The 25,675-nt window shown below is 68.6% G+C and carries 30 protein-coding genes and 2 tRNA genes; 16 read left to right on the top strand and 16 right to left on the bottom strand.

Annotated elements, in window-relative coordinates:
- Positions 1-6: 6 nt before the first annotated feature.
- Genes AB7E03_RS02820 through AB7E03_RS02810 form a run of 3 tightly spaced genes read left to right on the top strand, consistent with a single transcriptional unit; the run spans position 7 to position 3,213 of the window.
- On the top strand, positions 7-1,137 hold the full coding sequence (locus AB7E03_RS02820) for a mechanosensitive ion channel family protein (RefSeq protein WP_489939119.1): 1,131 nt from the start codon (positions 7-9) through the stop codon (positions 1,135-1,137).
- Positions 1,134-1,532, top strand: a complete 399-nt coding sequence (locus AB7E03_RS02815) for a globin (RefSeq protein ID WP_441782430.1) — start codon at positions 1,134-1,136, stop codon at positions 1,530-1,532. The genes AB7E03_RS02820 and AB7E03_RS02815 overlap by 4 nt, the downstream gene beginning before the upstream one ends.
- 34 nt (positions 1,533-1,566) lie before the next feature.
- Positions 1,567-3,213, top strand: a complete 1,647-nt coding sequence (locus AB7E03_RS02810; RefSeq protein WP_489939117.1) for an FAD-binding dehydrogenase — start codon at positions 1,567-1,569, stop codon at positions 3,211-3,213.
- A gap of 164 nt (positions 3,214-3,377) precedes the next feature.
- Here the strand turns inward: AB7E03_RS02810 and AB7E03_RS02805 are convergent, their stop codons facing one another.
- Positions 3,378-4,091, bottom strand: a complete 714-nt coding sequence (locus AB7E03_RS02805; protein ID WP_489939115.1) for a DUF8185 domain-containing protein — start codon at positions 4,089-4,091, stop codon at positions 3,378-3,380.
- A 42-nt stretch (positions 4,092-4,133) separates the two neighbouring features.
- On the opposite strand from AB7E03_RS02805, the gene AB7E03_RS02800 reads away from it, so the two are divergent.
- Complete coding sequence (locus AB7E03_RS02800; protein ID WP_489939113.1) at positions 4,134-5,009, top strand: acyl-CoA thioesterase; 876 nt, start codon at positions 4,134-4,136, stop codon at positions 5,007-5,009.
- Between the two features lie 23 nt (positions 5,010-5,032).
- Here AB7E03_RS02800 and AB7E03_RS02795 read toward each other — a convergent pair whose 3' ends face one another.
- Together AB7E03_RS02795 and AB7E03_RS02790 are read right to left on the bottom strand one after the other, a co-directional pair.
- Positions 5,033-5,755, bottom strand: a complete 723-nt coding sequence (locus tag AB7E03_RS02795; RefSeq protein ID WP_489939111.1) for an anti-sigma factor family protein — start codon at positions 5,753-5,755, stop codon at positions 5,033-5,035.
- The gene (locus tag AB7E03_RS02790; protein WP_489939109.1) at positions 5,752-6,264 is read right to left on the bottom strand and encodes a sigma-70 family RNA polymerase sigma factor; all 513 of its coding nucleotides are present in this window, start codon (positions 6,262-6,264) and stop codon (positions 5,752-5,754) included. The genes AB7E03_RS02795 and AB7E03_RS02790 overlap by 4 nt, the downstream gene beginning before the upstream one ends.
- Positions 6,265-6,387: 123 nt before the next feature.
- On the opposite strand from AB7E03_RS02790, the gene AB7E03_RS02785 reads away from it, so the two are divergent.
- A complete protein-coding gene (locus tag AB7E03_RS02785) occupies positions 6,388-6,816 on the top strand; it encodes a QcrA and Rieske domain-containing protein (RefSeq protein WP_489939107.1) in 429 nt (142 codons plus the stop codon).
- Between the two features lie 81 nt (positions 6,817-6,897).
- Here AB7E03_RS02785 and AB7E03_RS02780 read toward each other — a convergent pair whose 3' ends face one another.
- The 5 genes from AB7E03_RS02780 to msrA form a co-directional block, all read right to left on the bottom strand.
- Entirely contained in the window at positions 6,898-7,386 is a 489-nt protein-coding gene (locus AB7E03_RS02780; RefSeq protein WP_489939105.1) for an acyl-CoA thioesterase, read from the bottom strand.
- An 11-nt stretch (positions 7,387-7,397) separates the two neighbouring features.
- A complete protein-coding gene (gene ettA, locus AB7E03_RS02775) occupies positions 7,398-9,080 on the bottom strand; it encodes an energy-dependent translational throttle protein EttA (RefSeq protein WP_489939103.1) in 1,683 nt (560 codons plus the stop codon).
- Positions 9,081-9,145: 65 nt separating this feature from the next.
- Positions 9,146-9,664, bottom strand: coding sequence for a DUF6993 domain-containing protein (locus AB7E03_RS02770; protein ID WP_489939101.1), 519 nt, complete (start codon positions 9,662-9,664; stop codon positions 9,146-9,148).
- 10 nt (positions 9,665-9,674) lie between these two features.
- Positions 9,675-10,112 carry a single-stranded DNA-binding protein gene (locus AB7E03_RS02765; protein ID WP_489939099.1) on the bottom strand — a complete coding sequence of 146 codons (438 nt, stop codon included), beginning with the start codon at positions 10,110-10,112 and terminating at the stop codon, positions 9,675-9,677.
- 126 nt (positions 10,113-10,238) lie between these two features.
- Complete coding sequence (gene msrA, locus AB7E03_RS02760; RefSeq protein ID WP_489939097.1) at positions 10,239-10,763, bottom strand: peptide-methionine (S)-S-oxide reductase MsrA; 525 nt, start codon at positions 10,761-10,763, stop codon at positions 10,239-10,241.
- Positions 10,764-10,888: 125 nt separating this feature from the next.
- Between msrA and AB7E03_RS02755 the strand changes: the two genes are divergently transcribed.
- Positions 10,889-11,602, top strand: a complete 714-nt coding sequence (locus tag AB7E03_RS02755; RefSeq protein WP_489939095.1) for a hypothetical protein — start codon at positions 10,889-10,891, stop codon at positions 11,600-11,602.
- Positions 11,603-11,675: 73 nt separating this feature from the next.
- On the opposite strand, the gene nadE is transcribed toward AB7E03_RS02755, so the two are convergent.
- Positions 11,676-12,515: an NAD(+) synthase gene (nadE, locus tag AB7E03_RS02750; protein ID WP_489939093.1), complete on the bottom strand. Its 840-nt coding sequence runs from the start codon at positions 12,513-12,515 to the stop codon at positions 11,676-11,678.
- A 108-nt stretch (positions 12,516-12,623) separates the two neighbouring features.
- Between nadE and AB7E03_RS02745 the strand changes: the two genes are divergently transcribed.
- Positions 12,624-13,844, top strand: coding sequence for a cation:proton antiporter (locus AB7E03_RS02745; RefSeq protein WP_489939091.1), 1,221 nt, complete (start codon positions 12,624-12,626; stop codon positions 13,842-13,844).
- A gap of 54 nt (positions 13,845-13,898) precedes the next feature.
- Here the strand turns inward: AB7E03_RS02745 and AB7E03_RS02740 are convergent, their stop codons facing one another.
- Positions 13,899-14,753 (bottom strand): LysR substrate-binding domain-containing protein, encoded by an 855-nt coding sequence (locus AB7E03_RS02740; protein WP_441782445.1) that lies wholly within the window; start codon positions 14,751-14,753, stop codon positions 13,899-13,901.
- Positions 14,754-14,918: 165 nt separating this feature from the next.
- Between AB7E03_RS02740 and AB7E03_RS02735 the strand changes: the two genes are divergently transcribed.
- On the top strand, positions 14,919-16,223 hold the full coding sequence (locus AB7E03_RS02735; RefSeq protein WP_489939089.1) for an MFS transporter: 1,305 nt from the start codon (positions 14,919-14,921) through the stop codon (positions 16,221-16,223).
- A 38-nt stretch (positions 16,224-16,261) separates the two neighbouring features.
- A tRNA-Arg gene (locus AB7E03_RS02730) sits at positions 16,262-16,334 on the top strand.
- Positions 16,335-16,638: 304 nt separating this feature from the next.
- On the opposite strand, the gene AB7E03_RS02725 is transcribed toward AB7E03_RS02730, so the two are convergent.
- The 5 genes from AB7E03_RS02725 to AB7E03_RS02705 form a co-directional block, all read right to left on the bottom strand.
- Complete coding sequence (locus tag AB7E03_RS02725) at positions 16,639-16,965, bottom strand: hypothetical protein (RefSeq protein ID WP_489939087.1); 327 nt, start codon at positions 16,963-16,965, stop codon at positions 16,639-16,641.
- Complete coding sequence (locus AB7E03_RS02720; protein ID WP_489939085.1) at positions 16,962-17,150, bottom strand: hypothetical protein; 189 nt, start codon at positions 17,148-17,150, stop codon at positions 16,962-16,964. Before AB7E03_RS02720 ends, AB7E03_RS02725 begins: the two co-directional genes overlap by 4 nt.
- Before the next feature lie 147 nt (positions 17,151-17,297).
- Positions 17,298-18,482: a DUF6792 domain-containing protein gene (locus AB7E03_RS02715; protein WP_489939083.1), complete on the bottom strand. Its 1,185-nt coding sequence runs from the start codon at positions 18,480-18,482 to the stop codon at positions 17,298-17,300.
- Entirely contained in the window at positions 18,479-18,844 is a 366-nt protein-coding gene (locus AB7E03_RS02710; protein ID WP_489939081.1) for a hypothetical protein, read from the bottom strand. The genes AB7E03_RS02715 and AB7E03_RS02710 overlap by 4 nt, the downstream gene beginning before the upstream one ends.
- A gap of 343 nt (positions 18,845-19,187) precedes the next feature.
- Positions 19,188-19,490 carry a thioredoxin domain-containing protein gene (locus AB7E03_RS02705; protein ID WP_489939079.1) on the bottom strand — a complete coding sequence of 101 codons (303 nt, stop codon included), beginning with the start codon at positions 19,488-19,490 and terminating at the stop codon, positions 19,188-19,190.
- Between the two features lie 95 nt (positions 19,491-19,585).
- Between AB7E03_RS02705 and AB7E03_RS02700 the strand changes: the two genes are divergently transcribed.
- From AB7E03_RS02700 to AB7E03_RS02690, 3 genes are all read left to right on the top strand, one after another.
- A complete protein-coding gene (locus AB7E03_RS02700; RefSeq protein ID WP_489939077.1) occupies positions 19,586-20,392 on the top strand; it encodes an SGNH/GDSL hydrolase family protein in 807 nt (268 codons plus the stop codon).
- 10 nt (positions 20,393-20,402) lie between these two features.
- Positions 20,403-21,026 carry an oligoribonuclease gene (orn, locus tag AB7E03_RS02695; protein WP_489939075.1) on the top strand — a complete coding sequence of 208 codons (624 nt, stop codon included), beginning with the start codon at positions 20,403-20,405 and terminating at the stop codon, positions 21,024-21,026.
- 46 nt (positions 21,027-21,072) lie between these two features.
- A tRNA-His gene (locus AB7E03_RS02690) sits at positions 21,073-21,148 on the top strand.
- Here the strand turns inward: AB7E03_RS02690 and AB7E03_RS02685 are convergent.
- Positions 21,141-21,725 (bottom strand): ArsR/SmtB family transcription factor, encoded by a 585-nt coding sequence (locus tag AB7E03_RS02685; protein ID WP_489939073.1) that lies wholly within the window; start codon positions 21,723-21,725, stop codon positions 21,141-21,143. The genes AB7E03_RS02690 and AB7E03_RS02685 overlap by 8 nt on opposite strands.
- A gap of 75 nt (positions 21,726-21,800) precedes the next feature.
- Here AB7E03_RS02685 and AB7E03_RS02680 point away from each other — a divergent pair, with 75 nt between their 5' ends.
- The 4 genes from AB7E03_RS02680 (at position 21,801) to AB7E03_RS02665 (ending at position 25,673) form a co-directional block, all read left to right on the top strand.
- Positions 21,801-23,045, top strand: coding sequence for an MFS transporter (locus tag AB7E03_RS02680; RefSeq protein ID WP_489939071.1), 1,245 nt, complete (start codon positions 21,801-21,803; stop codon positions 23,043-23,045).
- A gap of 335 nt (positions 23,046-23,380) precedes the next feature.
- Entirely contained in the window at positions 23,381-24,184 is an 804-nt protein-coding gene (locus AB7E03_RS02675) for an aggregation-promoting factor C-terminal-like domain-containing protein (RefSeq protein WP_489939069.1), read from the top strand.
- 45 nt (positions 24,185-24,229) lie between these two features.
- Entirely contained in the window at positions 24,230-25,312 is a 1,083-nt protein-coding gene (locus AB7E03_RS02670; protein WP_489939067.1) for a hypothetical protein, read from the top strand.
- A 7-nt stretch (positions 25,313-25,319) separates the two neighbouring features.
- Positions 25,320-25,673 carry a metallopeptidase family protein gene (locus AB7E03_RS02665; RefSeq protein ID WP_489939065.1) on the top strand — a complete coding sequence of 118 codons (354 nt, stop codon included), beginning with the start codon at positions 25,320-25,322 and terminating at the stop codon, positions 25,671-25,673.
- Positions 25,674-25,675: the final 2 nt, after the last annotated feature.

Raw genomic sequence — 25,675 nt, 5'->3', positions numbered from 1 at the left:
CCGGGTATGGAAATCCTGAGACAAGACTTCTGGACCGCGATCGGGTCGTGGGCCGTCCAGGCCGGCTGGAACCTGGTCAGCGCCGCCTGCATCATCGGCGGCGCCTTCCTGCTCAGCTGGATCCTCCGCGTGGTGATCCGCAAGGTCGTCTCGCGGATCGTGAACGGCGTGAAGAAGGGGCAGAACGTCAGCGACACGCAGGCGCTGGTGGCCTCGCCGCTGGCCGCCGTCCGCGTCGTCCAGCGCACGCGCACGCTCGGCTCCGTGCTGATGAACATCGTCAACGTGACGATCGGGATCGTCGCGATCATCCTCATCCTGAACGTCTTCGCGGCGAGCGTCCTCGGGTCGTTCGCGCTGCTGACCGCCGCGATCGGCGCCGGCCTCGGTTTCGGCGCCCAGAACATCGTGAAAGACGTGCTGAACGGCCTGTTCATGGTGATGGAGGACCAGCTCGGCGTGGGCGACGTCGTCGACCTGGGTTCGGCGACCGGTGTCGTGGAGGCGGTCGGCATCCGCGTCACCCAGGTCCGAGACGTGAACGGCACCTTGTGGTTCGTTCGCAACGGCGAGATCCTCCGCGTCGGGAACATGTCGCAGGGCTGGGCGCGCGTCATCATCGACCTCGCCGTGCCCTACGACACGGATGTCGAAGCGGTGCAGGCGAAGATGCTGGAGACGGCGAACGCGCTCGCGACGAGCACCAAGTGGCGCTCGCGCATCCTGGAGAAGCCGGAACTGTGGGGGCTGGAGTCGATCTCGGCCGACGCGCTGGTCATCCGCATCGTGCTGAAGACGCGCACCACCGCCAAGGACGACGTGTCGCGCGAGTTGCGCGTCCGGTTGAAGGCGGCTCTGGATGAGATGGGCGTCAAGCTCCCGTCGCTGTCGGCCGTCGTGCTCACCGGGTTCGACAGCGCGGCGAGCGTCATGGGCGCGAAGCCGCCGCGCACCCGGCCGAGCCAGGTCGTGACGACGGAGCCGCCGCTGAAGGGGCGCAAGGCCCGCGCGGCCGCCAAGCGCCAGGAGTCCGGCGCAGCCACCCCGGCGCCGCGGGCCGCCGACCCCGGTGCGATCCGGATCACCCCGGCGGTGGAGAAGGCGCCGAAGCCGCGCCCGGACGGAGAACAGACGTGAGCATCCCCGTCGGCCCCCAGCCCGCCTTCTTCGATCAGGTCGGCGGCCACGAGACGTTCGTCCGGCTCGTCGACGCGTTCTACCGGGGCGTCGCCGACGACCCGGTGCTGCGCCCGATGTACCCGGAGGAGGATCTGGGACCGGCCAAGGAGCGGCTCACGCTGTTCCTGGAGCAGTACTGGGGCGGCCCCACAACCTACAGCGAGCAGCGCGGCCACCCCCGCCTCCGGATGCGGCACAACCCGTTCAAGGTCAACCCGGATGCGCGCGACCGCTGGCTGGCGCACATGCGCGAGGCCGTCGGCGAGCTCGGGCTGCCTCCGCTCCAGGAGGAGACGCTCTGGAATTACCTGGAGCGGGCGGCGTTCGCTATGGTCAACACATTCGAGGAGTGACGCTCCCGCCATCCCAGTGCCGAAGGAGACACGGATGACCTACGAACCCGACGCGATCGTCGTCGGCGCGGGGCTTGCGGGCCTCGTCGCCGCGTCCGAACTCCTGGACGCCGGCCGGCGCGTGACGATCGTGGAGCAGGAGCCGTCCGCGTCGTTCGGCGGGCAGGCGTGGTGGTCCTTCGGCGGACTATTCCTCATCGACTCCCCCGAGCAGCGGCGGATGGGCGTGCACGACTCGCTCGCCCTCGCGCGCGACGACTGGTTCGGCACAGCAGGATTCGACCGCGACGAGGACCATTGGCCGCGGCAGTGGGCTGAGGCGTACCTCCAGTTCGCCGCGGGCGAGAAGCGCGCCTGGCTGCACGAGAAGGGTGTCCGGTTCTTCCCCGTCGTCGGATGGGCGGAACGCGGCAGCGGGATGGCCGGCGGTCACGGCAACTCGGTGCCGCGGTTCCACATCACGTGGGGAACGGGACCGGGAGTGGTCGAGCCGTTCGCACGCCGGGTGCAGTCGGCGGCGGCGACCGGGCGCGCGGTCATCCGGAACCGTCATCGCGTCGACGAGCTCATCGTCGAGAGCGGCCGTGTGGTCGGAGTCCGCGGTGCCGTCCTCGCACCCGATTCGGCCGAGCGCGGGGCGCCGAGCAACCGGGACCTCGTCGGCGACTTCGAGCTGCGGGCGCGCGTCGTCATCGTCGCCTCGGGCGGTATCGGCGGCAACCACGACCTCGTGCGGGCTGCCTGGCCGCAGCGTCTGGGGACTCCGCCCGCGTCGATGCTCTCCGGGGTGCCCGCGCACGTCGACGGCCGGATGCTCGGGATCGCCGAGACGGCGGGCGCGCACCTGATCAACGGCGACCGGATGTGGCACTACACCGAGGGCATCCAGAACTGGGATCCGGTGTGGGAGCGGCACGGCATCCGCATCCTGCCCGGTCCGTCGTCTCTGTGGCTCGACGCGCGCGGCGACCGCCTGCCCTCGCCGCTCTTCCCCGGCTTCGACACGCTCGGGACGCTCGAGCACCTGCGGCGCACCGGCTCGGACTACAGCTGGTTCGTGCTTACGCAGAAGATCATCGAGAAGGAGTTCGCGCTCTCGGGCAGCGAGCAGAACCCGGACCTGACCGGCAAGGATGTGCGCCTGCTTGCCAAGCGCGTTGCGCCCGGTGCGCCGGGGCCGGTCGAGGCGTTCAAAGAGAAGGGCGCCGACTTCGTGGTCGCCGACACGCTGGACGAACTCCTTGCCGGTATGCAGCGGATCGCCGACGTCCCGCTCGACACCGAGCTCGTCGCCCGCCATGTGCACGAGCGCGACCGGCAGCTCGACAACGAGTTTGGCAAGGACCTCCAGCTGGCCGCGGTGCGGTCGGCGCGGAAGTACCGCGGCGACCGGCTCATCCGCGTCGCATCGCCGCACAAACTCCTCGACCCGTCCGCCGGCCCGCTCATCGCGGTGAAGCTGCACATCCTGACCCGGAAGAGTCTCGGCGGGATCGAGACGGACCTCGACGGGCGGGTGCTGGGCACGGACGGCGCTGTGGTGCCCGGCCTCTACGCCGTGGGCGAGGCGAGCGGATTCGGCGGGGGCGGGATGCACGGCTACCGGGCCCTCGAGGGCACCTTCCTAGGCGGGTGCCTGTTCTCGGGACGCCAGGCCGGCCGCGCGGCCGCGCGCGCCTGACCGCCGCTCGCTCCAGTCTTCCGCGCCCGTCCCGTCTCGCTTCCCCAACGACCCCATCCAACAGTTCCTGACTTTTTCGCGCGAAATCGACGATTCGAGGCGAAAAACTCAGGAGCTGTTGGCTTGGGGCGGGTCGGGAGGGTGGGAGCAGCTGGCGGGACGGGCTAGCGGCGGAGGGACCAGGAGACGCGGCGCACCAGCGTGTGGCCGCGGCGGGTCGTGAGGCGCGTCCAGGTGCCGGTCTCGTGGATGGTGACCGGGTCGTCGTCGCCGACGAAGCCGAGGCTGTCCGCTGCGAAGGCGGCACCGCTCGGGATGTACTCCAGGCCGTCGATCGGACGGCCCCACACCTCCGCCCGCACCCGCTGCACGAGCTGCTCCCCTGTTCCCGTCGGCACGGCCTCCGCGACCTCGGCGACGCCTGCCTGCGCGGTCGACTGCAGCAGCGCGGACGTGGTCTCGCCGACCTTCTGCCAGCCGCCCCGCGGCGGCGAGATGCCCGCCCAGGTGACCGTGGAGACCTCGAGCGGCAGCCGGATCTCGACCGGGCCGGCGTCCGGTTCCCCCGCCTCCCCCGCCGCAGCCGCCGCCGCCGCCTCGGCGCCCTCCCGGGCGCGCGCGACCCGGTCGAGCAGCGAGCGGACCGGCACGACCGCGTCGAACTCCACGTCGCCGCGGGTCGCGAAGGTGCGCAGGCCCAGCACGGTCGGCGTCTCGTCGAGGAGACCCCGCGGGTACAGGATCGCCGTGTACACGGCCAGGACCCCGGAACCGGCGATCAGGCGCACGGATCCCTCCTCGACACGGGCCGCCCTCGACAGATACGTCTGCAGATCGGCGACAGCGAGGGCGTCCACTAGAGAAAACGACTGGCTCATCGGTTGTCTAAACTACCAACAGACCACCGACTTGGAGGCACCGTGACCGAGCCCTTGGCTTCTCTCCTGACCGCGCTCGATCTGACCGACACCGGCGCCCGCACCAGTGAAGACATTTTCACCGGTCCGTCCCAGTGGATGCCGCTGGGCCGCGTCTTCGGCGGACAGGTGCTCGCACAGTCCATCGTGGCCGCGACACGCACGGTCGAGGCGGACCGCAACATCCACTCGATGCACGGCTATTTCCTGCGGCCGGGCGACGTGAACTTCCCGATCACGTTCTCGGTGGACCGCATCCACGACGGCCGTTCCTTCTCGACGCGGCGCACGCAGGCGTACCAGAACGGGCTGCCGATCCTGTCGATGATCGCCTCCTTCCAGACCGAGGACACGGGATTCGAGCACCAGGACGCGATGCCGGAGGGACTTCCGGACCCCGAGAGCCTGCCCTCGACCGCGTCCTCGCTGGAGGATGTGCGGCATCCCGTCGCCCAGTATTGGGCCAGTCAGCGGCCATTCGACATGCGTCATGTCACCTCCCCGATCTACGTCTCGGTCGAGGGCGAGCACGCGGCGCAGCAGGCCGTGTGGTTCCGGACGATCGGCGACATGCCGGACGACCCCGGCCTCCACCGGGCAGCGCTCGCCTACGCCAGCGACTACACGATCATGGAGTCGGTGATGCGCCGACACGGCATCGCCTGGGCGACCCCAGGGCTGAAGGCCGCGAGCCTCGACCACGCGATGTGGTGGCACCGCCCGGCACGGGTGGACGAATGGCTGCTCTACGTGCAGGAATCACCCACCGCGGGCGGCGGGCGCGGCCTCTCGCACGGGCGCATCTTCAGCCGCGACGGCCGGCTGGTGGCGAGCGTCGCACAGGAGGCGACCATCCGCCTGCCGCAGGCGGAGGACTGAGCCCGCCCGCCGCGCGGCGGACGCTACTCGAAGGTGCTGCGCAGCAGGACGGTGCCGTCACCTGCGGACCGGATGTCCACTGAGGCGATATCGGACAGCGGGATGCTCGTCGTCGCGACCGGCGTCGCCGTGGTGCCCTCGTCCGCGGTCCAGGTCGAGATCTCGTGCTGCTTTCCCGCACGGTCGGTGATGACCATGGCGTACGTCCAGGTGTGGCCGCCGTCCGCGGCGCCGACGCGGGCGTAGCGGCACTTCGAGTCGATGCGGGTGCCCCACGGCTCCTCGGTCAGCCGCAGGTCGGCGGTGAGAGCGCTCGGCTCGACCTGGTGCATCACGACGCTGGCCACGGGCGTGCTGTCGGGATGCAGTGCCGCAGGGAGCAGGAAAGCGCCGATACCGACCACCACGGCGGCCGCTGCGGCGGAGAGGGCGGCGACGAGCCAGCGGGAGCGCACTCGGCGACGCTGCACCCGGTGCAGCAGGGACGGCAGGACGTCAGGACCAGGACCCTGCTCGACCGCTCCTTCCGCGTCCGCCGCCATCGCGGCATCCTCGCCGAGCAACGCCATCGCCTGCTCGCGCGGCACACGGCTCAGGATGCCGGGCATGCCGGCGAGCTCGCCGACCGCTTCGGCACAGCGTTCGCACTCGCGCAGGTGCGCCTCGTACTCGCGGCGCTCGGTGGGCGAGAGCGCGCCGAGAATGTAGGCCGCATCCCACGTGGCGAAGTCGTCGTGGCTCGTCATCGCTCGGTCACCCCTCTCTCCTGCAGCGCGAGCCGAAGGGCACGCAGACCGTAGTGGAGGCGGGATTTCACGGTGCCCTCCGGGATGTCGAGCTCTCGGGCGATCTCGGCGACGGACCGGCCGCCGTAGTACGCGTGGACGATGACGGACCGGTGCTCGGCGCTGAGTTCCGCCAGCGCGTCGGAGACCAGCCAGGAGTCGAGGACCGCGTCGGCTTCGCTGTCCGGCGACGGGCGCTCAGGAAGGGTGTCTGTGCCGAACTCATGGCGGTAGTGGGCGCTGCGCCGTGAGTCGATGACGATGTTCCGCGCGACGGTGAAGAGCCATGTGCGGGCGGACTGCTGCGACTGGTCCAGCACGGACGGCTTGCGCCAGGCGCGCAGGAGCGTCTCCTGCACCACATCGTCGGCCATCGCACGGTCGCCGGTGAGGTGCACGACGTATCGCCAGACGGCCTGCGCGTGCTGATCGTGCAGCTCGCGCAGCAGTCGGGCGTCCTCCTCCGGCATGTTCACCTCCATCACTTACACGATGCAGCCCGCGGAAAGGTTCACACGCCATCGTGTGAACCGACCGCAGGACTGTCTCGTGAATACCGTAGAAGACGCATCCACCGATCGGGAGGAATCCGAATGAACGACCACGCACCGCTCACCCGCCGCACTCTCATGTCGATCGGCGGGGCCTCCGCCGGCGCGTTGCTCCTCGCCGCCTGTACGCCGGGCGGGGCGAACGACGCGAACGGCTCATCCTCCGGCGGCGGGGGCGGGGCGACCGAGGTGTCGCTCGCGTCCATCCCGGTGGGCGGTGCGGTGTCGGCGACGCTCGGAGGCAAGCCCATCGTCGTCTCGCAGCCCTCCGCCGGTCAGGTGGTCGCGTTCAGCGCCGTCTGCACGCACCAGGGATGCACGGTGGCGCCGCAGGGCAAGGAGTTCGACTGCCCATGCCACGGCTCGCGCTTCGACGCCTCGACCGGGGATGTGCTGAACGGGCCCGCGCGCGACCCGCTGCCCAAGCTGTCGGCGAAGGTCTCCGGCGACTCGGTCACGGTCACCGAGTAGGTCTCGCCAACTCGTTCAGCCCGATGCCGTTGCCGACGACGCCGGCTGCCGACGACGCCGGCACCGACGCCCTGATGCGCGTCAGGCCCTCTTGGTGAACTGCACCGGCTCGTCGAGGTAGGGCGTCCAGGCGTCCCGTTCCCGCTCGTTGATGCGCCGGGGCCGCTGGCTGTTCGCGTCGACGAGCACGATGGTGGTCGCCGCGCGGGTGAACAGCGTCCGCGGTTCCGTGCCGTCGGGCGACCACACCTCGTAGCAGACCTCGAGGCTCGCTCCACCGAGCCGCCCGAGCCACAATTGCACGTCCAGCGGCTGCCGGAGGTACGGGATGGGCGCGAGGTATTCGATCTCCTGCCGCGCGATCAGCGTCAGCGTGTCCGCTCCCGGGCGGCCGTCGAGCACCGCCGTGGAGCCGCCGACGGCCTCTCCGCTGCCTTCGCCTGTGTCATCGGTCGCCCAGAACGCCTCGATGCGCGCCTCTTCGAGGAGGCGCAGCATCTCGGCGTTGTTGACGTGCCCGTAGGCGTCGAGGTCGCTCCAGCGGAGCTTTATCGGAACGTGGAGTCGCATCGGCCGCGGCTTCAGTCGCGGGTGAGCTTGCGGTACGCCGAACGGTGCGGCTTGGCGGCGTCCGGCCCGAGACGCTCGACCTTGTTCTCCTCGTACGCCTCGAAGTTGCCCTCGAACCAATACCAGTCGGCCGGGTTCTCCTCCGTGCCTTCGTACGCCAGGATGTGCGTCGCGATCCGGTCGAGGAACCACCGGTCGTGGGTGATGACCACTGCGCACCCGGGGAACTCGAGGAGCGCATTCTCGAGGCTGGAGAGCGTCTCGACGTCGAGGTCGTTGGTCGGCTCGTCGAGGAGCAGCAGGTTGCCGCCCTGCTTGAGCGTCAGCGCGAGGTTGAGGCGGTTGCGCTCACCACCGGAGAGGACGCCTGCCCTCTTCTGCTGGTCCGGTCCCTTGAACCCGAAGGTGGAGACGTACGCGCGCGACGGCACCTCGGTCTTGCCGACCTGGATGTAGTCGAGCCCGTCGGAGACGACCTCCCACACGTTCTTCTTCGGGTCGATGCCGCCGCGAGACTGGTCGACGTACGAGATCTGGACGGTCTCGCCGACCTTCAGGTCTCCGCCGTCGAGCGGCTCCAGGCCGACGATCGTCTTGAACAGGGTCGTCTTGCCGACGCCGTTCGGGCCGATGACGCCGACGATGCCGTTACGCGGAAGGGTGAACGTGAGGCCGTCGATGAGCTTGCGATCCGCGAAGCCCTTCTCGAGGTTCTTCGCGTCGATGACGATCTGTCCGAGGCGCGGACCCGGCGGGATCTGGATCTCCTCGAAGTCGAGCTTCCTGGTGCGCTCCGCCTCGGCAGCCATCTCCTCGTAGCGGGCGAGGCGCGCCTTGGACTTCGCCTGACGGCCCTTCGAGTTGCTGCGCACCCAGTCGAGCTCCTCGGTGAGGCGCTTGGCGAGCTTGGCGTCCTTCTTGCCCTGGACCTCCAGGCGCTCGCGCTTCTTCTCGAGGTACGTCGAGTAGTTGCCCTCGTACGGGTACAGGTGACCGCGGTCGACCTCGGCGATCCACTCGGCAACGTGGTCGAGGAAGTACCGGTCGTGGGTCACGGCGAGCACGGCACCGTGGTACTTGGCCAGGTGCTGCTCGAGCCAGAGCACGCTCTCGGCGTCGAGGTGGTTGGTGGGCTCGTCGAGGAGCAGGAGGTCCGGCTTCTGCAGCAGGAGACGGCACAGGGCGACACGGCGCTTCTCGCCACCGGAGAGCGTGTTGACCGGCCAGTCGGCCGGCGGGCAGCGGAGCGCATCCATCGCCTGCTCGAGCTGGGAGTCGAGGTCCCAGGCGTCGGCGGCGTCGATCTGCTCCTGCAGGGTGCCCATCTCGGCGAGCAGGGTGTCGAAGTCGGCGTCGGGGTCTGCGAGGAGACCGGAGATCTCGTTGAAACGGTCGACCTTCTCCTTGATCTCGCCCACGCCCTCCTGCACGTTCTCGAGCACCGTCTTGCTCTCGTCGAGCTGGGGCTCCTGCATGAGGATGCCGACGCTGAAGCCCGGGCTCAGCTTGGCCTCGCCGTTGGAGGGCGTGTCCAGACCGGCCATGATCTTCAGGATGGTGGACTTACCGGCGCCGTTCGGTCCCACCACGCCGATCTTCGCTCCGGGCAGGAACGCCATCGTGACGTCGTCGAGGATCACCTTGTCGCCGACCGCCTTGCGGGCGCGCACCATCGAGTAAATGTATTCGGCCATGACATCCATTCTAATTGGGCCGAAAGGCCGCAATGTTCAGGGATCGCGCCGGGGCGGTCCGTGATCTACCAGTCGATCGGGCGGGTGTCTCCGATGAGGCACGCCCCGGTGGACAGTGCAGGTGCGACCAGGCTGGAGTAGCCGCTGGCGTCGGCTCCGTTCTGGCCGATCAGGCAGGTGTCGCCCATTCGCACCGAGAACTGGATGGAGTTCGCCTTCAGCCCGATCGTCGTCGTATCGACGGTCACCTGCATGTCGGCCTTCGTGAAACCGGCCGCTACCAGGGCGTCGATGAAATCGCGGCCCTGCGCATTGGGATTCGCAGCCAATGTCGCCTGATTGACCTTGTCGAAGAACGGCAGGTTCTCCTGGGCGGTGCCGCCGGGCACCAGCGCGATGGGTGCGGGGGTCGGCGCCGTCGGAGTCGCCGTCGCCGTCGCGACGGTCGGCGCCGCTGTCTGGGATGCCGTCGGGGCCGGTCCACCCGTGCATCCCGTCAGCGCCAGCGCCACGGTCAGACCCGCCACCGACGCCAGCGCGGACACGGCGAACGGTCTGGCCCGGCGGCCCACGGAGAACGGCATGCCCCGAATCCTACGGGGCGGCCGCTGGGATTCCCTCGGGAGGGGTGGCCGCATTCTCGTTCCCTTCGGCCGCCGGCTCGGCCGCTCCCTCTCCAGCCGCCGCCCGGGTGAACTCCGACCGCCCCCAGGTCAGGTCGTGCCCGATCGACTCGGCCTCGATCTCCACCGTCATGCCCTGCTTGTCGCCTGTCCATTCCCTCAAGCAGAGCCGACCGGACACGAGGACGGGGTCGCCCTTCGCGATGCAGTCCGCGGCGCTCACCGCCAGCCGGCGGAACGCGCTCACGGTGTACCAGTTGCTGCCGCCGTCCTCCCAGGACGACGCTTGGCGGTTGTAGCGGCGATGCGTGGTCTCGAGCCGGAAGCTCGTGATCGGCAGGCCGCCCTCGGTCACGAGGTGGCGCGGATCGGTGGCGACGAAGCCGCGAACGGCGACGGTGTCGGACATTGGTCTCCCCTTCCGGACCCACCGCTGTGGTGGGCCCGCAACCACTTTCGCGGCCGCCGGAGGAGCGGACCCGGCAGCAAGCGCACTCTGTGGAGAATCAGCCCAGGAGCAGGAAGGGGGACGGAATCACGCCGCCACATAGTCGGCGTACGAGGCGCGGATCTTGTTCACCTTGGGGAGCGCCACCGCGAGGCAGTAGCCCTGCCCAGGGTTCTTGGCGAAGAAGTCCTGGTGGTACTCCTCGGCGCGGTAGAACGGGCCGAGCGGCTCGATCGTGGTGACGATGCCTCCATCCCAGTACTCGGAGGCACGTTCGCGTGCAGCCTCGAACAGCTCACGCTGGTGCTCGCTGTCGTAGAACATCGCCGAGCGGTACTGGGTGCCGACGTCGTTGCCCTGCCGGTTCAGCTGCCGCGGGTCGTGCAGCGTGAAGAACACGTCGAGGATGACCTCCGGCGGGATCACCTCGGGGTCGAACGTCACCGCAACCGCCTCCGCGTGCCCGGTGCGGCCGGTGCACACGTCCTCGTAGCTCGGCTCCACGGTGATTCCGCCGGTGTAGCCGGACACCACATCCTGCACGCCTCGCAGGACGCGGTACACCGCATCCAGGCACCAGAAGCATCCGCCGGCCACCACGAAGGTCTGCATGAGTCGTCCTCTCGATCCGCTGACACCATTCTTGCGCGAACGTTTTCGGCCCGCACGATGCCCGGCTTGGCGACACGACGCCCGCGGTCCCCGGTCGACCGCTGGATGGCCGTTACCATCACGGCATGCAGTGGTGGAATGACTTCGTCGATTGGCTCACGTCGCCGGCCGCACGGCCGGCCCTCTTCAACGCGGCGGTCCTCGCGGTCGCCGTGATCCTCTCCGGCCTGATCGCCGCGTGGATCGCCCGGGGCGCCCTGAAGGGCCTGCTCTCCCGTACCGACCGCGCCCAGAAGGCGTCCGCGATCGCCGCGCTCGTCGACGCGGCGACCGAGGCCTCCGTGTGGAACTCGCTCACCCCGGGCGAGCAGGTGCTCTCCGACCGCGCGGTCGGGCAGGCCGACATCATGGTCCGCCTCCTGCCGATCAAGAGCGCGGGGCTCGCCGCCAACTGGGCGGGCCACCAGCTCGCCGAGATGAAGCGCGCCTCGGCGACCTTCGGCTACCAGCTGGACCCGGCCATCGCCGAGTTCCGCGACCGCCTGCTCGAGTGGCAGAACAGCCCGCGGCGCGCCCGCAAGATCTTCCAGAACGACCTGGAGCGGTGGCGGTTCGAGAGCAACGAGCCCGACCGCACGCTGATCGACCAGCAGGATGCGTGGGTCGCGCAGCAGCACCACGAGCAGTACACGGCGCCCGCCGGTGCAGCGACAGCAGCGGCAGCCGCGACGCCCACGGCCGACCAGCCTGCCGATCCGAACCCGTTCGTTGCGACCGCAGCGGCCGGTACTCAGAACCAGGACACGTCCCCCACGACGCGTCTGGGCCAGCCCGTCTGACCCTCGCCGCGCACGCGGCACACACTCCACCCGAAACGAAGGGCGCCGGCCTCACGCCGGCGCCCTTCGTCGTTCACAGACTGTAGTTGCCTTCACCCCACCAGGTGTCGAACATGCTCGCCGGGGGCTGCCGCTTGTGCTCGGTCGACCGGTACCGCGCCTCGAGAGCCTCGGCCACCTCGTCCGACACGTCCTTGCCCTCCAGGAAGTCGTCGATGTCCTCGTAGGAGAGCCCGAGGTTGTCCTCGTCGGTCTGGCCCGGGTTCAGGTCGAGCAGGTCGGCGGTCGGCGCCTTCTCGTACAGCCGCGCCGGCGCATCCAGGAAGCGGAGCAGCTGCTTGCCCTGACGCTTGGTGAGACCGCTCAGCGGGAGGATGTCCGTCCCGCCGTCGCCGTATTTGGTGAAGAACCCTGTGACCGCCTCCGCTGCATGGTCCGTGCCGATCACGAGAAGTCCGCGCTGACCCGCGATGCCGTACTGCGCCACCATGCGGATGCGCGCCTTGACGTTGCCCTTGACGAAGTCGGTCATCGGTTCGCCGACGGCGTCCGCGTACTCGTCCTCGACGCCGTCGGTGCCGCGCTGGATGTTGAACACGACCGAGCTCTTGGGCCGGATGAACGAGAGCGCGAGCTGCGCGTCCTCCTCGTCGCGCTGCACTCCGTACGGGAGGCGGACGGCCACGAAATCGACGTCCGTTCCGTCGGCGGCGAGCCGCTCGACTGCTAGCTGTGTCAGGCGCCCAGCGAGGGTGGAGTCCTGTCCACCGCTGATGCCGAGGATGAACCCGGCGGCCCCGGTCGAGCGGAGGTAGTCGACGAGGAACCCGACCCGCCGCTCCACCTCGGCGGCCGGATCGACCTCCGGACGGACGTTCAGCTCTTCGATGATCTGTGCCTGCAGTTCGCGCATGACGCCACCATATCCCCGCCGGATTTCGGACGTGTGAACACCTCGTGCGAGCACCTCGCGCGACAGAGGTCTGCCGCCGGTGCGCTGCTCCTCGCTACCATGCGGCGCATGGACGCCCACGTCTCCACCATCGTGCTCGTGCCTTTGCTGGCCGTGGGCGCTGCGCTCCTCACGACCGCGGTGGGGCGCTTCGCGAAGATCCCGCTGGTCGTCTTCGAGATCGTCCTCGGGCTGCTGCTCGGTCCGAGCGTGCTCGGCTGGATACCGGAGACCGACGCGCTGGATATGGTCGCCAACTTCGGCCTCGCCTTCCTCTTCTTCATGGCGGGCAACGAGATCGACTTCGCGGCGATCGGAGCCCGCCACCTGCGTCGGGCATCCCTCAGCTGGGTGCTGTCCCTGGTTCTCGCCGTCGTGCTCGCGACGCTCATCGCCGGCGAGCTGATCAGGGGTGTCTACATCGGCATCGCGCTCACCTCGACCGCGCTCGGGACTCTGATGCCGGTGCTGCGCGACGCCGGCGAGCTCCGCACGCCGTTCGGCCGGGCTCTCACGGCGGTCGGCGCGGTGGGCGAGTTCGGGCCGCTCCTCGCTATCTCGCTGTTTCTGAGCGGACGCAAGCCTCTCGCAGCGGCACTGGTGCTGATCGGCTTCGCAATAATCGCCGGAGGAGCGATCTGGTTCGCCTCCCGAGGAGTGCACCCGCGCTTCCACGCTCTCGTGCGGGCGACCTTGCACACCAGCGGGCAGTTCGCCGTGCGGTTCGTCGTGCTCGTCATCGCCGCCCTTGTCGGCTTGAGCATCGCCGTCGGCCTCGACATGCTGCTCGGCGCCTTCGCCGCGGGCGTGCTGTGCCGCATCCTGCTGGCCGGGGCGGAGCCGGCGGACGCCCACCACATCGAGAGCAAGCTGGAGGCCGTGGCGTTCGGCGTGCTCGTGCCGGTCTTCTTCATCAACACGGGGATCGGGTTCGACCTGCAGGCGCTCGTCACCGATCCGCGGGCCCTGATCCTGCTGCCGATCTTCCTCGTCCTTCTCATCCTGGTCCGAGGCATTCCCGCGTCCTCGTTCTCCGTTCCGCCGGGATCGACGTTCCGCGACCGAGCCTCGTTCACCCTGTTCAGCGCCACGGGTCTGCCCATCATCGTCGCGGTGACGGCGATCGGAGTGCGGGAGCATGACCTCCCCGTCGGCACGGCGACGGCACTGGTCGGCGCCGGGATGCTGTCGGTGCTGTTGTACCCGCTGATCGCGCTGACGCTGCGACGCCGCTCATCCGACGGCGGAGTGCGCCCGGCCGACCCGGATGCGGTGCCGATCGAGGGCTAGCCGCTAGCGCGTCAGGCGGCCCGGCCCGAGCCGGTCCGGCTCACGCCACCCGGCTCACGCCACCCGGCTCACCGCCCGCGCCAGGATCGCCGTGGTGAGCGCATCCACCGGCTCCCGTGCCGCCGACGGGTTCGAGAGCAGCGTGAAGTCGACGTGGCCGAGGTCCGGAAGCCCGAAGCGGTTCGTCACCTTGATCAGGTCCGTCGGGATGAGCGAGCGGGGGAACACCGCGACGCCGATGCCCGCGCGCACTGCCGCCAGCACGCCGTTCACCTCGCGGGTGTTGCAGGTGATCCGCCAGGTGCGGCCCGCGTCCTCCAAGGCATCGATCGCCACTTGACGGCTGAGGCTCGGCCCCTGATAGGAGATGAGCGGCACTGGTCCGTCGGGATCCAGGATGGTCTTCTCCTGCCCCATCCAGACGAGCTCGTCGGTGGCGACGACCGCGCCCTCGGTGGTGCCCGGCGTCTGCTTGATGAAGATCAGGTCGAGCTGGCCGGCCTTCAGCTTCCGGTGGAGCGGAGCGGACTGATCGACGGTCAGCTCGAGGTTGATCTGCGGATTCTGCTGCCGGAAGTGGCGCAGGACGCGCGGGAGCGTCGTGATGGCGAGGTCGTCCGCCGCGCCGAACCGCAGCCGCCCGCGCATCGCCGAACCGCTGAAGTAGCTCTCTGCTTCGGCGTGCGCCGCGAGGATCGTGCGGGCGAAGCCGGCCATCGCATCCCCGTTGTCGGTCAGCCGCACCTCACGGGTGTCGCGCGCGATCAGCTGCCGCTTCGCCGCCTGTTCGAGCTTCCGGATGTGCTGACTCACCGTCGGCTGGCTGATGCCGAGCCGGCCGGCCGCCTTGGTGAAGCTCCGGGTGTCGGCGACCGCGAGGAAGGTCTGCAGCAGGACAGGATCGAACATTCGCGCATCCATTCGAAAAGCCAATGGGACTTATAGCCGTGATCGGCTCCAACAATAGCGCCGGTTGCGTAGGGTCGATAACGAGACTTCATACGGAACCAGCGACGACATCGAGGTAACACGCACGTGGCGCACTCCCCCGCAGCGGCCCCGCCCACCGGACCCATGCCGGTCCTCTCCGCCCGACCGCCGTGGCGCGAGACCTTCGCCTCCTTGCGAGTGCCGAACTACCGCCGGTTCGCCGCCAGCAACCTGGTCGCCAACACAGCCGTGTGGATGCAGCGGATCGCGATGGACTGGCTGGTGCTCCAGCTCTCCGGGAGCGTCGCCGCCGTCGGCGTGACCGTCTTCATGCAGTTCACGCCTATGCTGCTCTTCGGCCTCTGGGGCGGCGTGATCGCTGACCGGTACTCCAAGCAGCGCCTGCTCGTCATAACGCAATCGTGCGCGGCTGGGCTCGCCGGCCTGCTCGCGGTGCTCACCCTCACCGGCGTGATCGAGGTGTGGCACGTGTACGCGATCTCGTTCATGCTCGGGCTCGTCACCGTCGTCGACAACCCTGCCCGGCAGGTGTTCGTCAACGAGCTGGTCGGCCCGAAGTATCTGCGCAACGCGATCAGCCTCAACTCCTCCATCTTCCAGCTGGGTGGACTGATCGGGCCCGCCCTCGGCGGCATCCTGATCACCGCGGTCGGCGGCGGCTGGTCGTTCGCGATCAACGCCGTCGCCTGTCTCGCCGTGGTCTTTGCGGTCGCCACCTTGAAGCGCTCGGAGCTGCACGCCTCCCCGGCGGCCCCGCGCGGCAAAGGCCAGCTGAAGGAGGGGATGCGCTACGTGCGGCGCAAGCCCGTCATCTTCTGGACGGTCGTGATGGTCGCCGTGATCGCCGTCTTCGCCTTCAACATGCCGGTGTTCCTGGCGGCGTACGCGAACAACGTCTACCACGTGGGCGCGCAGGGCTACGGGATGTTCAACGCCCTCGTCGCGGCCGGTGCACTCACCGGGGCGCTCGCATCGACCCGCCGGACCAGCGTGCGGCTCTCGATGGTGGTCGGCACGGCTGCGGCCCTCGGTGTGGTGCAGGCGGTGGCCGGGTTCGCGCCCGGTGAGCTGACTTTCGGGCTCCTGCTGGTGTGCGTCGGGATCGGCAACCTGCTGTTCATCACGGCGGCGAACTCCCTCGTGCAGATGTCGTCGAACGTGCAGATCCGCGGACGGGTCATCTCCCTCTACATCCTGGTGCTGCTCGGTGGGCAGGCGCTCGGCGGACCCCTCATGGGCTGGATCGTCGAGCAGGTCGGGCCGCACATCGCCATGGCGATCTCGGGGCTGGTGCCCGCAGCGGCGGCCGCCGTCGTCGCCGTGCTGATCGCCCGCCAGGCGAGCCTCCGGCTGCAGTTCGGGCTGCGCGGCCGCCGGCCCGTCATCGCGATCGTCACCCGCGCGGGCAAAAGCGGCGCAACGCTCTGACGGGGCGCCCTGCGCGCCTCCGGTATCGTGGATGTGCCGCCCCCGTAGCTCAGCGGATAGAGCAGGAGCCTTCTAATCTCTTGGTCGCAGGTTCGATTCCTGCCGGGGGCACCGGGAGCAGCTCTCGCGGTGCTTCTCATCTCTTGGTCGCAGGTTCGATTCCTGCCGGGGGCACTGGGAGCAGCTCTCGCGGTGCTTCTCATCTCTTGGTCGCAGGTTCGATTCCTGCCGGGGGCACTCTCAATGCGCTCGCTCCCCCGTCATCGAGTCCGCGAACTTTGCACGCCCGGAGCGCCAAAACGTGCAAAGTTCGCGGACTCGACGGTGGGGGCTGGCGGGGATGCAGAAAGGGCCGGACTCGAGAAGTCCGGCCCTTTCTGGAGTGGGGTGAGTAACGGGGCTTGAACCCGCTGTCCTACCTCTGTTGGGTGAGGAACTGTTCGCGTTCTTCAAGGTGTTGCCTGGTCATGGCGGTGAGGTCTTCGTCGAGGCGTCCGATGGCCTGAGTTCCGCCGTGGATGTTCTGGTTGATGTCGTCGGACACTCTCTCCAGCACGATTCGGAAGTCGGGGTGGTTGGCGATGCCCTGTTGGGTGGCGAGTTGGTATGCGGTCTCTTGGATCCGAAATAGTTCCGCGCGGTAGTAGTGGAGGTACTGTTCCGCTTCCTCGATGCGGCGTCTCGCTGCTGCGGTGGCGTCCTGTTGTGCCTCTTCGAGTGCGCCGAGAGAGGTGTGGCTCATCGGGTGATGCTCGCGATTCCCTGGGTGTAATCGTTGTGGGTGGTCAGCTCGGCGATGCCTTCCTTCACTTTCTCGCCGACCGCCCCGGCGAGGATGCCGTCGATCTTCGCCTCGGTCAGAGTGAGATGGATGTACAGGGATGCCTTCTCGACCGCCGCAAGCTGACTCCTCTCTGATAGCGGCATAGCGGCTGTGGACATCCAGGGGCAGGGCCCCGTTGAGAGCGTTGAGGGTGGTGCGTCGGATTTCGGCGTTGATCGCGGCCAGCGCCATGTCCGGGTCGGAGTGTTCGGTCAGGATGTCGTCGAGGGGCTTGCTGAGGCTCATTGTCGCTACTTTCTGGGCTGCTGCCCGGTGAAACCGGCGGCCGCCCGTCCGTCTTGGACCAGGGCGTTGACCACGGTGTTGTGGATGCCGTCGTGCAGGGCGCTTACTAACGTGAGGTGCCGGTCCACGAGTGTGTTGACTTCGGCGACCTTGTGCCGATCGAGGTTCTCGTGTACGTGCAGCCGATGCGTGGCCACGCAGGTTTCGATATCAGTGCCCATGACTGAGCTGTGAAGAAGGATGTAGAGGTTCTTCGCGCTGCGCAGTTGCGCTTCCATCTCATCCTCCACCGCATTGTTCGCGGACTTGATGGCGCGCAGCTCCTCGGCCAGCCCGCCGATCGTGTTCGCCAGCGCGGTCGCCGGCTCCATCGCGACCAGCACCTTCCCGTACCGGGAATTGCCCTCAGCAGCCCAGTACGCGTGCGCGGCACCCGTCTGACCCAGGTTGTACAGGATCACTCCGTAGTCGACCGAGCCGACACCCGCGCCGATGATCTCGCCCTTGGCATCGAACCCGTAGGCATTGCCCCTGCCCAGGTTGTGGTAGTCCACCAAGTCCCTGCCCGGCTCATCCGCCACAGGAATACGGGCGTTCATCCCATCGGGCTTGAGATTACCGACGGTATCCAACTCGTTCACGAAGTTCCGCAACGGCTTGTCCGCCCCGGCCTGGTTCTTCTTCACCCAAGCCTTCGCCTCCGGCGAAAGCACGTCTGACGCGTCCGGGGCGTTGAACGCGGTCGCACGCAGCCGATTCTCCGCCGCCACGTACAACGCCAGAAACCCTCCAAGGGAATGCCCGGCCGTCTCGAACGACGCCCCCGGGGTATCCGCCGCTACCTTCGCAGCGAACGTCATCGCATCGACAGCCTGCGACCCGGCCCGCGTGTTCCCGAAGCCGACCAACGACAAATCCGCGCCGACATCATTCAGGTCATCGAAATTCGTCCCCGCATACGCAATACAGATGTGGGAATAGTCCGGCTTTCCGTGAACAAAGGGGACCACCGCCATCCCCTGAAAGCCATTCTGAGCATTCGCGGCAACATCGATCACCTTCCACTCCTGCTTGGATCCATCGTCCCCGGTGTGGAACGTGTCGTCTCTTTGGATGTGAGCCTGCGGCCAAAGCGGGTCAACCCTGTATACCCATTTGGCAATCGATTCGTAGTCCTCAGCGGTGGTCATCGCAGCACCTCAGACGTTCCATCGCTGTAGTTCACTGTCACTGGACCAGGGGAATACGAAGGCGGAGTGTCGGGCAACTCCTCGCCACCAAAACCGCCAGTACCAATGCTTTGTCGGTATTGCTTGCCGCCAATTGTCACGAATGCGCCCGTAGCCCACTCACCTGATCCGAGTCTGCCGCCCGCGCTGGTGTAGGTGATGATCTCCACATTCGGCTGGTATTTGATGAAACGCAGCGCTTCATCCCTCTGGTACTTCAAACTCTGTTGTGGTGTGACGTGTTGCTGTTCCACGATGTCTCCAATGAACGAGCATCCGGCAGTGGCGGTGAGGAGCGCTGCCACAAGACCCAGCGCCGCCATGACGCGATTCCCTCTTCGGCCTCGTGACAGTGTGCGCTTCGCCTTCGTTCTCCCATTGGTAGTCATCCGCTTCCTCCCTCAGTCCAGATGCGACGAATAACCCACGCTATTGAATCTGGACGTCATCGCCCGGACGGGTGTCCGCAATCCCCGAGCAACATCGAACCGACGCCTGAGATATGCGACGGGGCGTGAAGCCTGGGCAATGTCCAGCAAGGAACGTCGGCAGAAGCCCCGAGTTCACTTAGCGGACACCGATTTCGGGATCAAGCCCACTCAGGGACGGTGGGCGAAGGCCGAAATGCGCGCCAGTCGCGGACCGTGCCAGGGATGATGTCGGGCCTCAGAGCGCCTTGGCGGCGGCGGCCAGCACCTGGGCGAGGGTCGGAACGCCCTCGGCGCGGAAGACCTCGCTGCCGTCGGCGCCGTGCACGATGACGGTGGGCGTTACGCGGATGCGGTCCTGCTCGGCGCGCTCGCTGTTGCGTGCCACATCCAACTCGGTCACCGCGACCCGCGGGGCGAGCCGGGCGGCCTCCGAAAGCACTGCGCGCGTCTGCATGCAGGGCTCGCAGAAGGCCGATGTGTACAGCGTCAGTTGCGCGTTCCCGGTGGCCTCCGGGACAACGGCCGGTGTCGAATCCACCTCGCCAGTGTACGTCGGGAGAAATCGCGGCGACCATCCAGCGCTGCGGGCCCTGCGGCGGGGCGGTTCGCCTGTGGTGCGCACACAATCGAGACGTGAGCCGAACGACCTTCACGCGATACGTCGCCCTCGGAGACTCGCTCACCGAGGGCCTGTGCGACCACGCGCCCGGACAGCCGGAGGCGTTCCTCGGCTGGGCCGACCGCCTGGCCGGCATCCTCGACGGCGACGCGCGGCTCGCCGGCGCGACCGTCGAGTTCGCGAACCTCGCCGTGCGCGGGCGCCGCATCGCCGACGTCGTGGATGCGCAGATCCCGCATGCCCTGGAACTGCGTCCGGACCTCGTCTCCGTGATGATCGGCGGAAACGACCTGATGAGCCCGGCCGCCGATCCGGACGCGCTTGCCGCGCGGCTCGAGGACGGCATCCGTTCTCTGCGGGTGTCGGGCGCGACGGTGCTGCTCGCGAACATCTTCGACCCTCAGTTCGCCTTCTTCCTCAAGCCCTTCCGCGGCCGGGCCGCCGTGTTCAACGCGAACATCTGGAGCATCGCGCGCGACCAGCGCGCCGTGGTGCTCGATGTGTGGGGTGTTCGGGAGTTCCGCGACCCGGCGATGTGGGCGTCCGACCGTGTGCACCTCAGCACGCGTGGGCACCGGTTGCTGGCAACGCATGCGGCGCACGCGCTCGGGGTTCCGTACGCCGAGATCGGCGGCCCGGAGACGGCCGCATCTCACGAGCCGCCGACCCCTCCGGACTCCGTCCCGCTGCGCACGTGGCTGCGCGTGTACGCCATCCCGTGGATCGGCCGGCGGCTCCGCCACGTCTCCGCCGGCGACGGGATGGGGCCCAAGCTCCCGGTGCCGCAGCGCGTGACCGGCCCTGTCGGAGGCCCCTACTAGACTCGCGGGTATGGCTAATTCCTCGGATCGACTGGTCTGGATCGACTGCGAGATGACCGGCCTCGACCTCGAGGTCGACGAGCTGGTCGAGATCGCGGTCGTGATCACGGACTTCGAGTTGAACGTGCTCGACCCCGGCCTCAGCATCGTCATCAAGCCCGACGCGTCGGCGCTGGAGAACATGGGTGAGTTCGTGCGCCAGATGCACACCACCTCGGGCCTCATCGAGGAGATCCCGAACGGCAAGAGCCTGGCCGAGGCCGAGTACGAGGTGCTGGAGTACGTGCTGAAGTTCGCGCCGACCGCACGCACCGCTCCGCTCGCCGGCAACACGATCGGCACCGACCGCATGTTCATCGCCAAGTACATGCCGCGCCTCGACAACCACCTGCACTACCGCAACGTCGACGTCTCTTCGATCAAGGAGCTCGCCCGACGCTGGTTCCCACGCATCTACTTCAACGCACCGGAGAAGAACGGCGGCCATCGCGCGCTCGCCGACATCCTCGAGTCGATCCGCGAGCTTGAGTACTACCGGTCCGCCGCGTTCGTCGCCCCGCCCGGCCCCACCACCGAAGACACCCAGGCGCTGGCCGCGGGTGTGGTGGAAAAATGGGCTCCCTTGATGGGCTAGAATCGATGAGTTGCTTCGAGGGCCGACAGGCTCGCGGGGCGCCATGGTGGGTATAGCTCAGTTGGTAGAGCGCCTGGTTGTGGTCCAGGAGGTCGCGGGTTCAAGCCCCGTTACTCACCCCACCGAAGACCCGGGATCGGATGATCCCGGGTCTTTTCCCTTCGCAGCGCGGTGCATCAGGAAGATCCCGCCGTGCGCCGGCAGGTGCGACCGCTCACGATCGGTCTCGACGTACTCGTCGATGACGGCGACGATGCGGCGATCGAGCTCCGCGATGTCCTCCGGCGACAGGTGCAGGGAGAACCGCGCGTAGGTGGCGATCGATTCGGGCCCGGCCTCGGCCAGCTCCTGCTGGAACGCATCCACCGGGGCGAGGCCCTGGCTGAGGTCGAGGTCGTCGAGGGATACGGACAGCCACCAGGTGCGACCGGTGGACCGGTAGGGCTTCTCGAGCGCGCCGCTCTCGCCCGTCCGCACGTCGGCGGGCTCGAGAAAGCCCGCATCGACGAGCTGGCGCACGTGGTAGTAGACGGTCCCCGGGTCGACGCCGAGCCGGTCGGCCAGCTGCTTGTTGGTGAGCACGTTGTCGCCGCAGAGTCGCAGGATGCGGACGCGCAGCGGGTGGGACATCGCTTTCAACTCCTGCGGTGTCGCCGGGCGCCGCTTGGCGTCCGGGTCGGCGCGGCGATCGTCGGTCATGGGCCCACTGTAGTCGCCCAATTGGGATTCCTCACATCGATTGAGTTTTCTCAATCTCCGTGTCAGGCTGGGCGCATGACAGCAGGACTCGGGAGTGCGTACGCGAAGCTGTGGACGTCCGCAGGGCTCTCCAACCTCGCCGACGGCGTGATGAAGGTCGCGCTGCCGCTGGTCGCCGTGCGCTACACCGACTCCCCCGCGCTGATCGCCGGACTGGGCTTCGCCTTCACCCTCCCCTGGTTGCTCTTCGCCCTCACCGCGGGCGCCCTGGCCGACCGCCTGGACCGCCGCCGACTCATGCTGGTCGCCAACGGCGCCCGCGCCCTGTTCCTCGCCTGCCTGACCATCGTGTCCCTCACCGGCGCCGGCTCTATCTGGCTGCTGTACGCGGCGGCCCTCTGCATCGGCGTGGCCGAGACGATCTACGACACGTCGGCGCAATCGATCCTTCCGCAGCTGGTGCCGCGCGACCGCCTCTCCCGAGCCAACGGCCGCCTGTACGCTGCCGAGCTCACGGCCAACCAGTTCATCGGGCCGCCGCTGGGCGGGTTCCTCGTGGCGGCGGGCGTCGCGCTCGCCTTCGGCACACCCGTGCTGCTGTGGGTCGCGGCGATCGGCGTCCTGCTGCTCCTCCGTGGCCGATTCCGCGCCGAGCGGAGCGGACCGACCACCATCCGCGCAGATATCGCCGAGGGTCTCCGGTTCCTGCGCGGGAGCACACTGCTCCGGACGCTCGCGATCATGGTCGGCGTCTTCAACTTCGCCAGCTCCGCCGTCTTCACCGTCTTCGTGCTCTACGCCGTCGGCCCGCAGTCGGCGATGCAGCTGACCGACCCGGCCTACGGCCTGCTGCTGACCGCATCCGCCATCGGAAGCGTGCTGGGCACCTTCCTCGCCGAACCGGCGGAGCGGCTTCTCGGCCGATCGCGCGCGCTGGTCATCGCCATCCTTGGCTCGCTCCTCACCGTGGCGACGCCCGGGTTCACCGACAACCCGTTCATCATCGGCGCGGGCCTGCTGCTCGGCGGCGTGACCGTGTCCATCTGGAACGTCATCACCGTCTCGCTCCGTCAGCGGATCACGCCGACCCGGCTGCTGGGCCGCCTGAACAGCGCATACCGACTGCTCGCCTGGGGCACGATGCCCCTGGGCGCTGCGGCCGGCGGCATCATCGGGCAGCTCCTCGGCGTACGCTTGGTGTTCCTCATCATGGGCGGTCTCGTCGTCCTCCAGCTCATCCCGATGATGTGGGTGACGAACCGCCGGATGGACGAAGCGGAGGCCGCCGTCGAGGTGGAGGAGACCGTCGCCGGTCGGTGACGCGTACACGACTTTGCCAGGCTCTATGCCCGAACCGTCCAGAAACAGCGCCTAGGGTTCATTTCCGACGGCATCGACAGCCGTCCGTGCCGCGCAGGCGCGCATCCAGCCCTCAACCCCCGGGCGTTCCCCGACGCCCACCCCTGGATGCCCGCCATGGTCGCCCGGCACACCCGCGCTTCGCGTCGCGCCCTTCCGGACCTCGGGTCCCCGAGCGCTTCCGCACGTGCCGCGCGGTTGTCAGCCCGCAGAGCCCCTCCCGAAACGGGGCCCGGGCGCGTTCGCTCCCACGGTGCCGAAACGCGTCAGGCGGGGAAGCCTTACCCAGGAAAAGCATGCTGAACTCCCTTCGCACGTCCCTCCGTACCTCCGTCAAGAACAGTCCCGTCCCGTTCGGGCGCATCGTCTCCGGTGCCGCCGCCGTCATCATGGGCGCAAGCCTTCTCGCCCCCGCGATCGCCCAGCAGCAGGAGAGCGAGCGCCAGACCCGCGAGCTCTCCCAGGCGACCGGGATGCACCACGACCAGCTCTCGGTTTACGACTCCATCGTGCGCGACCGCCTCGAGCGCGAGGCGAAGGCGACCCTGACCGGCGCCCAGGCGACGGTCGCCGCCAACCAGGCAAAGGCCGACGCCTCCGCCGCCAAGACCGCGATCGCCGGCCTGACCGACTTCACCAAGCTCGGCGACACCAAGCTGCGCAACAGCATCGACACCGCCAAGACCGCCTCGGACGCCCTGGCCGCCGCCGGAGCCGAGGCCGACCGCCGTGCAGCCGCCGCCGCCGCCAAGGCCGCCGCCGATGCAGCAGCCGCCCTCGCCGCGGCCAACACCCCCGCCGGCGCGAAGAGCGTCGCGGCCAGCCTCGCCGCCAGCCAGTACGGCTGGGGCGACGACCAGTTCCAGTGCCTCGACAAGCTGTGGCAGCGCGAGTCCGGCTGGAACTACCAGGCGTCCAACTCCGGCAGCGGCGCCACGGGCATCCCGCAGGCCCTGCCCGGCAACAAGATGGCGACGTTCGGCAGCGACTGGGCCACCAACGCCACCACCCAGATCAAGTGGGGCCTCGACTACATCTCCCGCGGCTACGGCACCCCGTGCAGCGCGTGGGGTCATTCGGAGTCCGTCAACTGGTATTGATCGGCGGCCGGGGAGGCCGCGGGATGCGCCGGTAGACTCGCGCGAGTGAGCACGAGCACTCCCAGCGACCCCGCCTCCCCTGCCTCCCCTGCCTCCCCCGTCATCCGCGGAGCCCACCTCGTCGGCAGCGTCAACCTGCCCGACTCGGAGAGCGTCTTCCGTACCGTGAGCGCCCACCTCGGCGACCGGATGCTCCGCATTCCGGACGGCGAGGTGGGCGAACGCTTCTACTGGGTGCAGTTCCAGACAAAGCGGCTGGATGCGATGGACGGGATCTCCCGTATCCCCGTCGACCCGTTCTACCTGCGCGAGGTCTTCGACGGCCGGCCCTTCCGTCTCGACGAGGCGGTCTCCGCCGACGAGCTGGTATTCCCGGACCTCGGCTACGCGGAGGCCGCACTCGACTCCTACGACGTCTTCCGCCGCCTTCGCGACGAGGGGGTGATCACCCCAGGGACGCGCTTCCAGGTGTCGCTGCCCACCCCGGCCGGCGTGGTCGGCCCGTTCATCGTGGCGGAGGACCGCGCCGCCTTCGAACCCGCCTACGAAAAGGCTCTGTTCGGCGAGCTTCAGCGGATCCTCGACGGCATCCCGCACGAGGACCTCGCGATCCAATGGGATACCGCGGTCGAATTCGCGTTGCTGGAAGGACGGATGCCGTCCTGGTTCGGCGACGACGTGCTCGCCGGCGTCCTCGAGCGCGCCGCCCGCCAGGCGGCGGCCGTGCCCGCGGACGTCGAGGTGGGCTACCACCTCTGCTACGGCGACGTCGAGGAGCAGCACTTCGTGCAGCCCGCCGACGCCGGCCACCTCGCCGAGGTGCTCGGCGGCATCCTGGCCGACGCTCCCCGCCCGGTCAGCTGGGTGCACCTCCCTGTGCCGATCGAGCGCGACGATGCCGCCTACTTCGCACCGCTGGCTGCGGTCGAGGTCCCGGCGGAGACGGAGCTGTACCTGGGCCTCATCCACCACGAGGACGGCGTGGACGGCGCCCGGCGCCGGGCCCAGGCGGCCGCGACGGCGGTGCAGCGCTTCGGTGTCGGCACCGAGTGCGGGTTCGGTCGGGGTCCGAGCGAGCGGACGCCATCCCTGCTCGACCTGCACGCCGCTGTCGCCGGGGCGTGGTGACGCGCCGGTGACCCTCGACATCGGTGCAGACGCGTTCGAGAGGATCGTCACCGACGAGCTCGACCTGCTGCCGGACGAGATGGTCGACGGTCTCGACAATGTCGTCTTCGTGGTCGAGGACCGCCCGGAGGACGGCTCCCTCGACCTGCTCGGACTCTACGAGGGCGTGGCGCTCACGGAACGCGACACCTATGGGTTCGGTGAGATGCCGGACCGCATCGTGCTCTACCGCGAACCGCTCCTGGCGATCAGCGCGGACGAGGAGGAGCTACGGGACGAGATCCACGTCACTCTCGTGCACGAGATCGCGCACTACTACGGCATCGACGACGAACGCCTGCACGACCTCGGCTGGGCGTAGCC

Source organism: Leifsonia sp. RCC_180, assembly GCF_058138205.1.
This window is presented reverse-complemented; position numbering and strand designations above follow the sequence as displayed.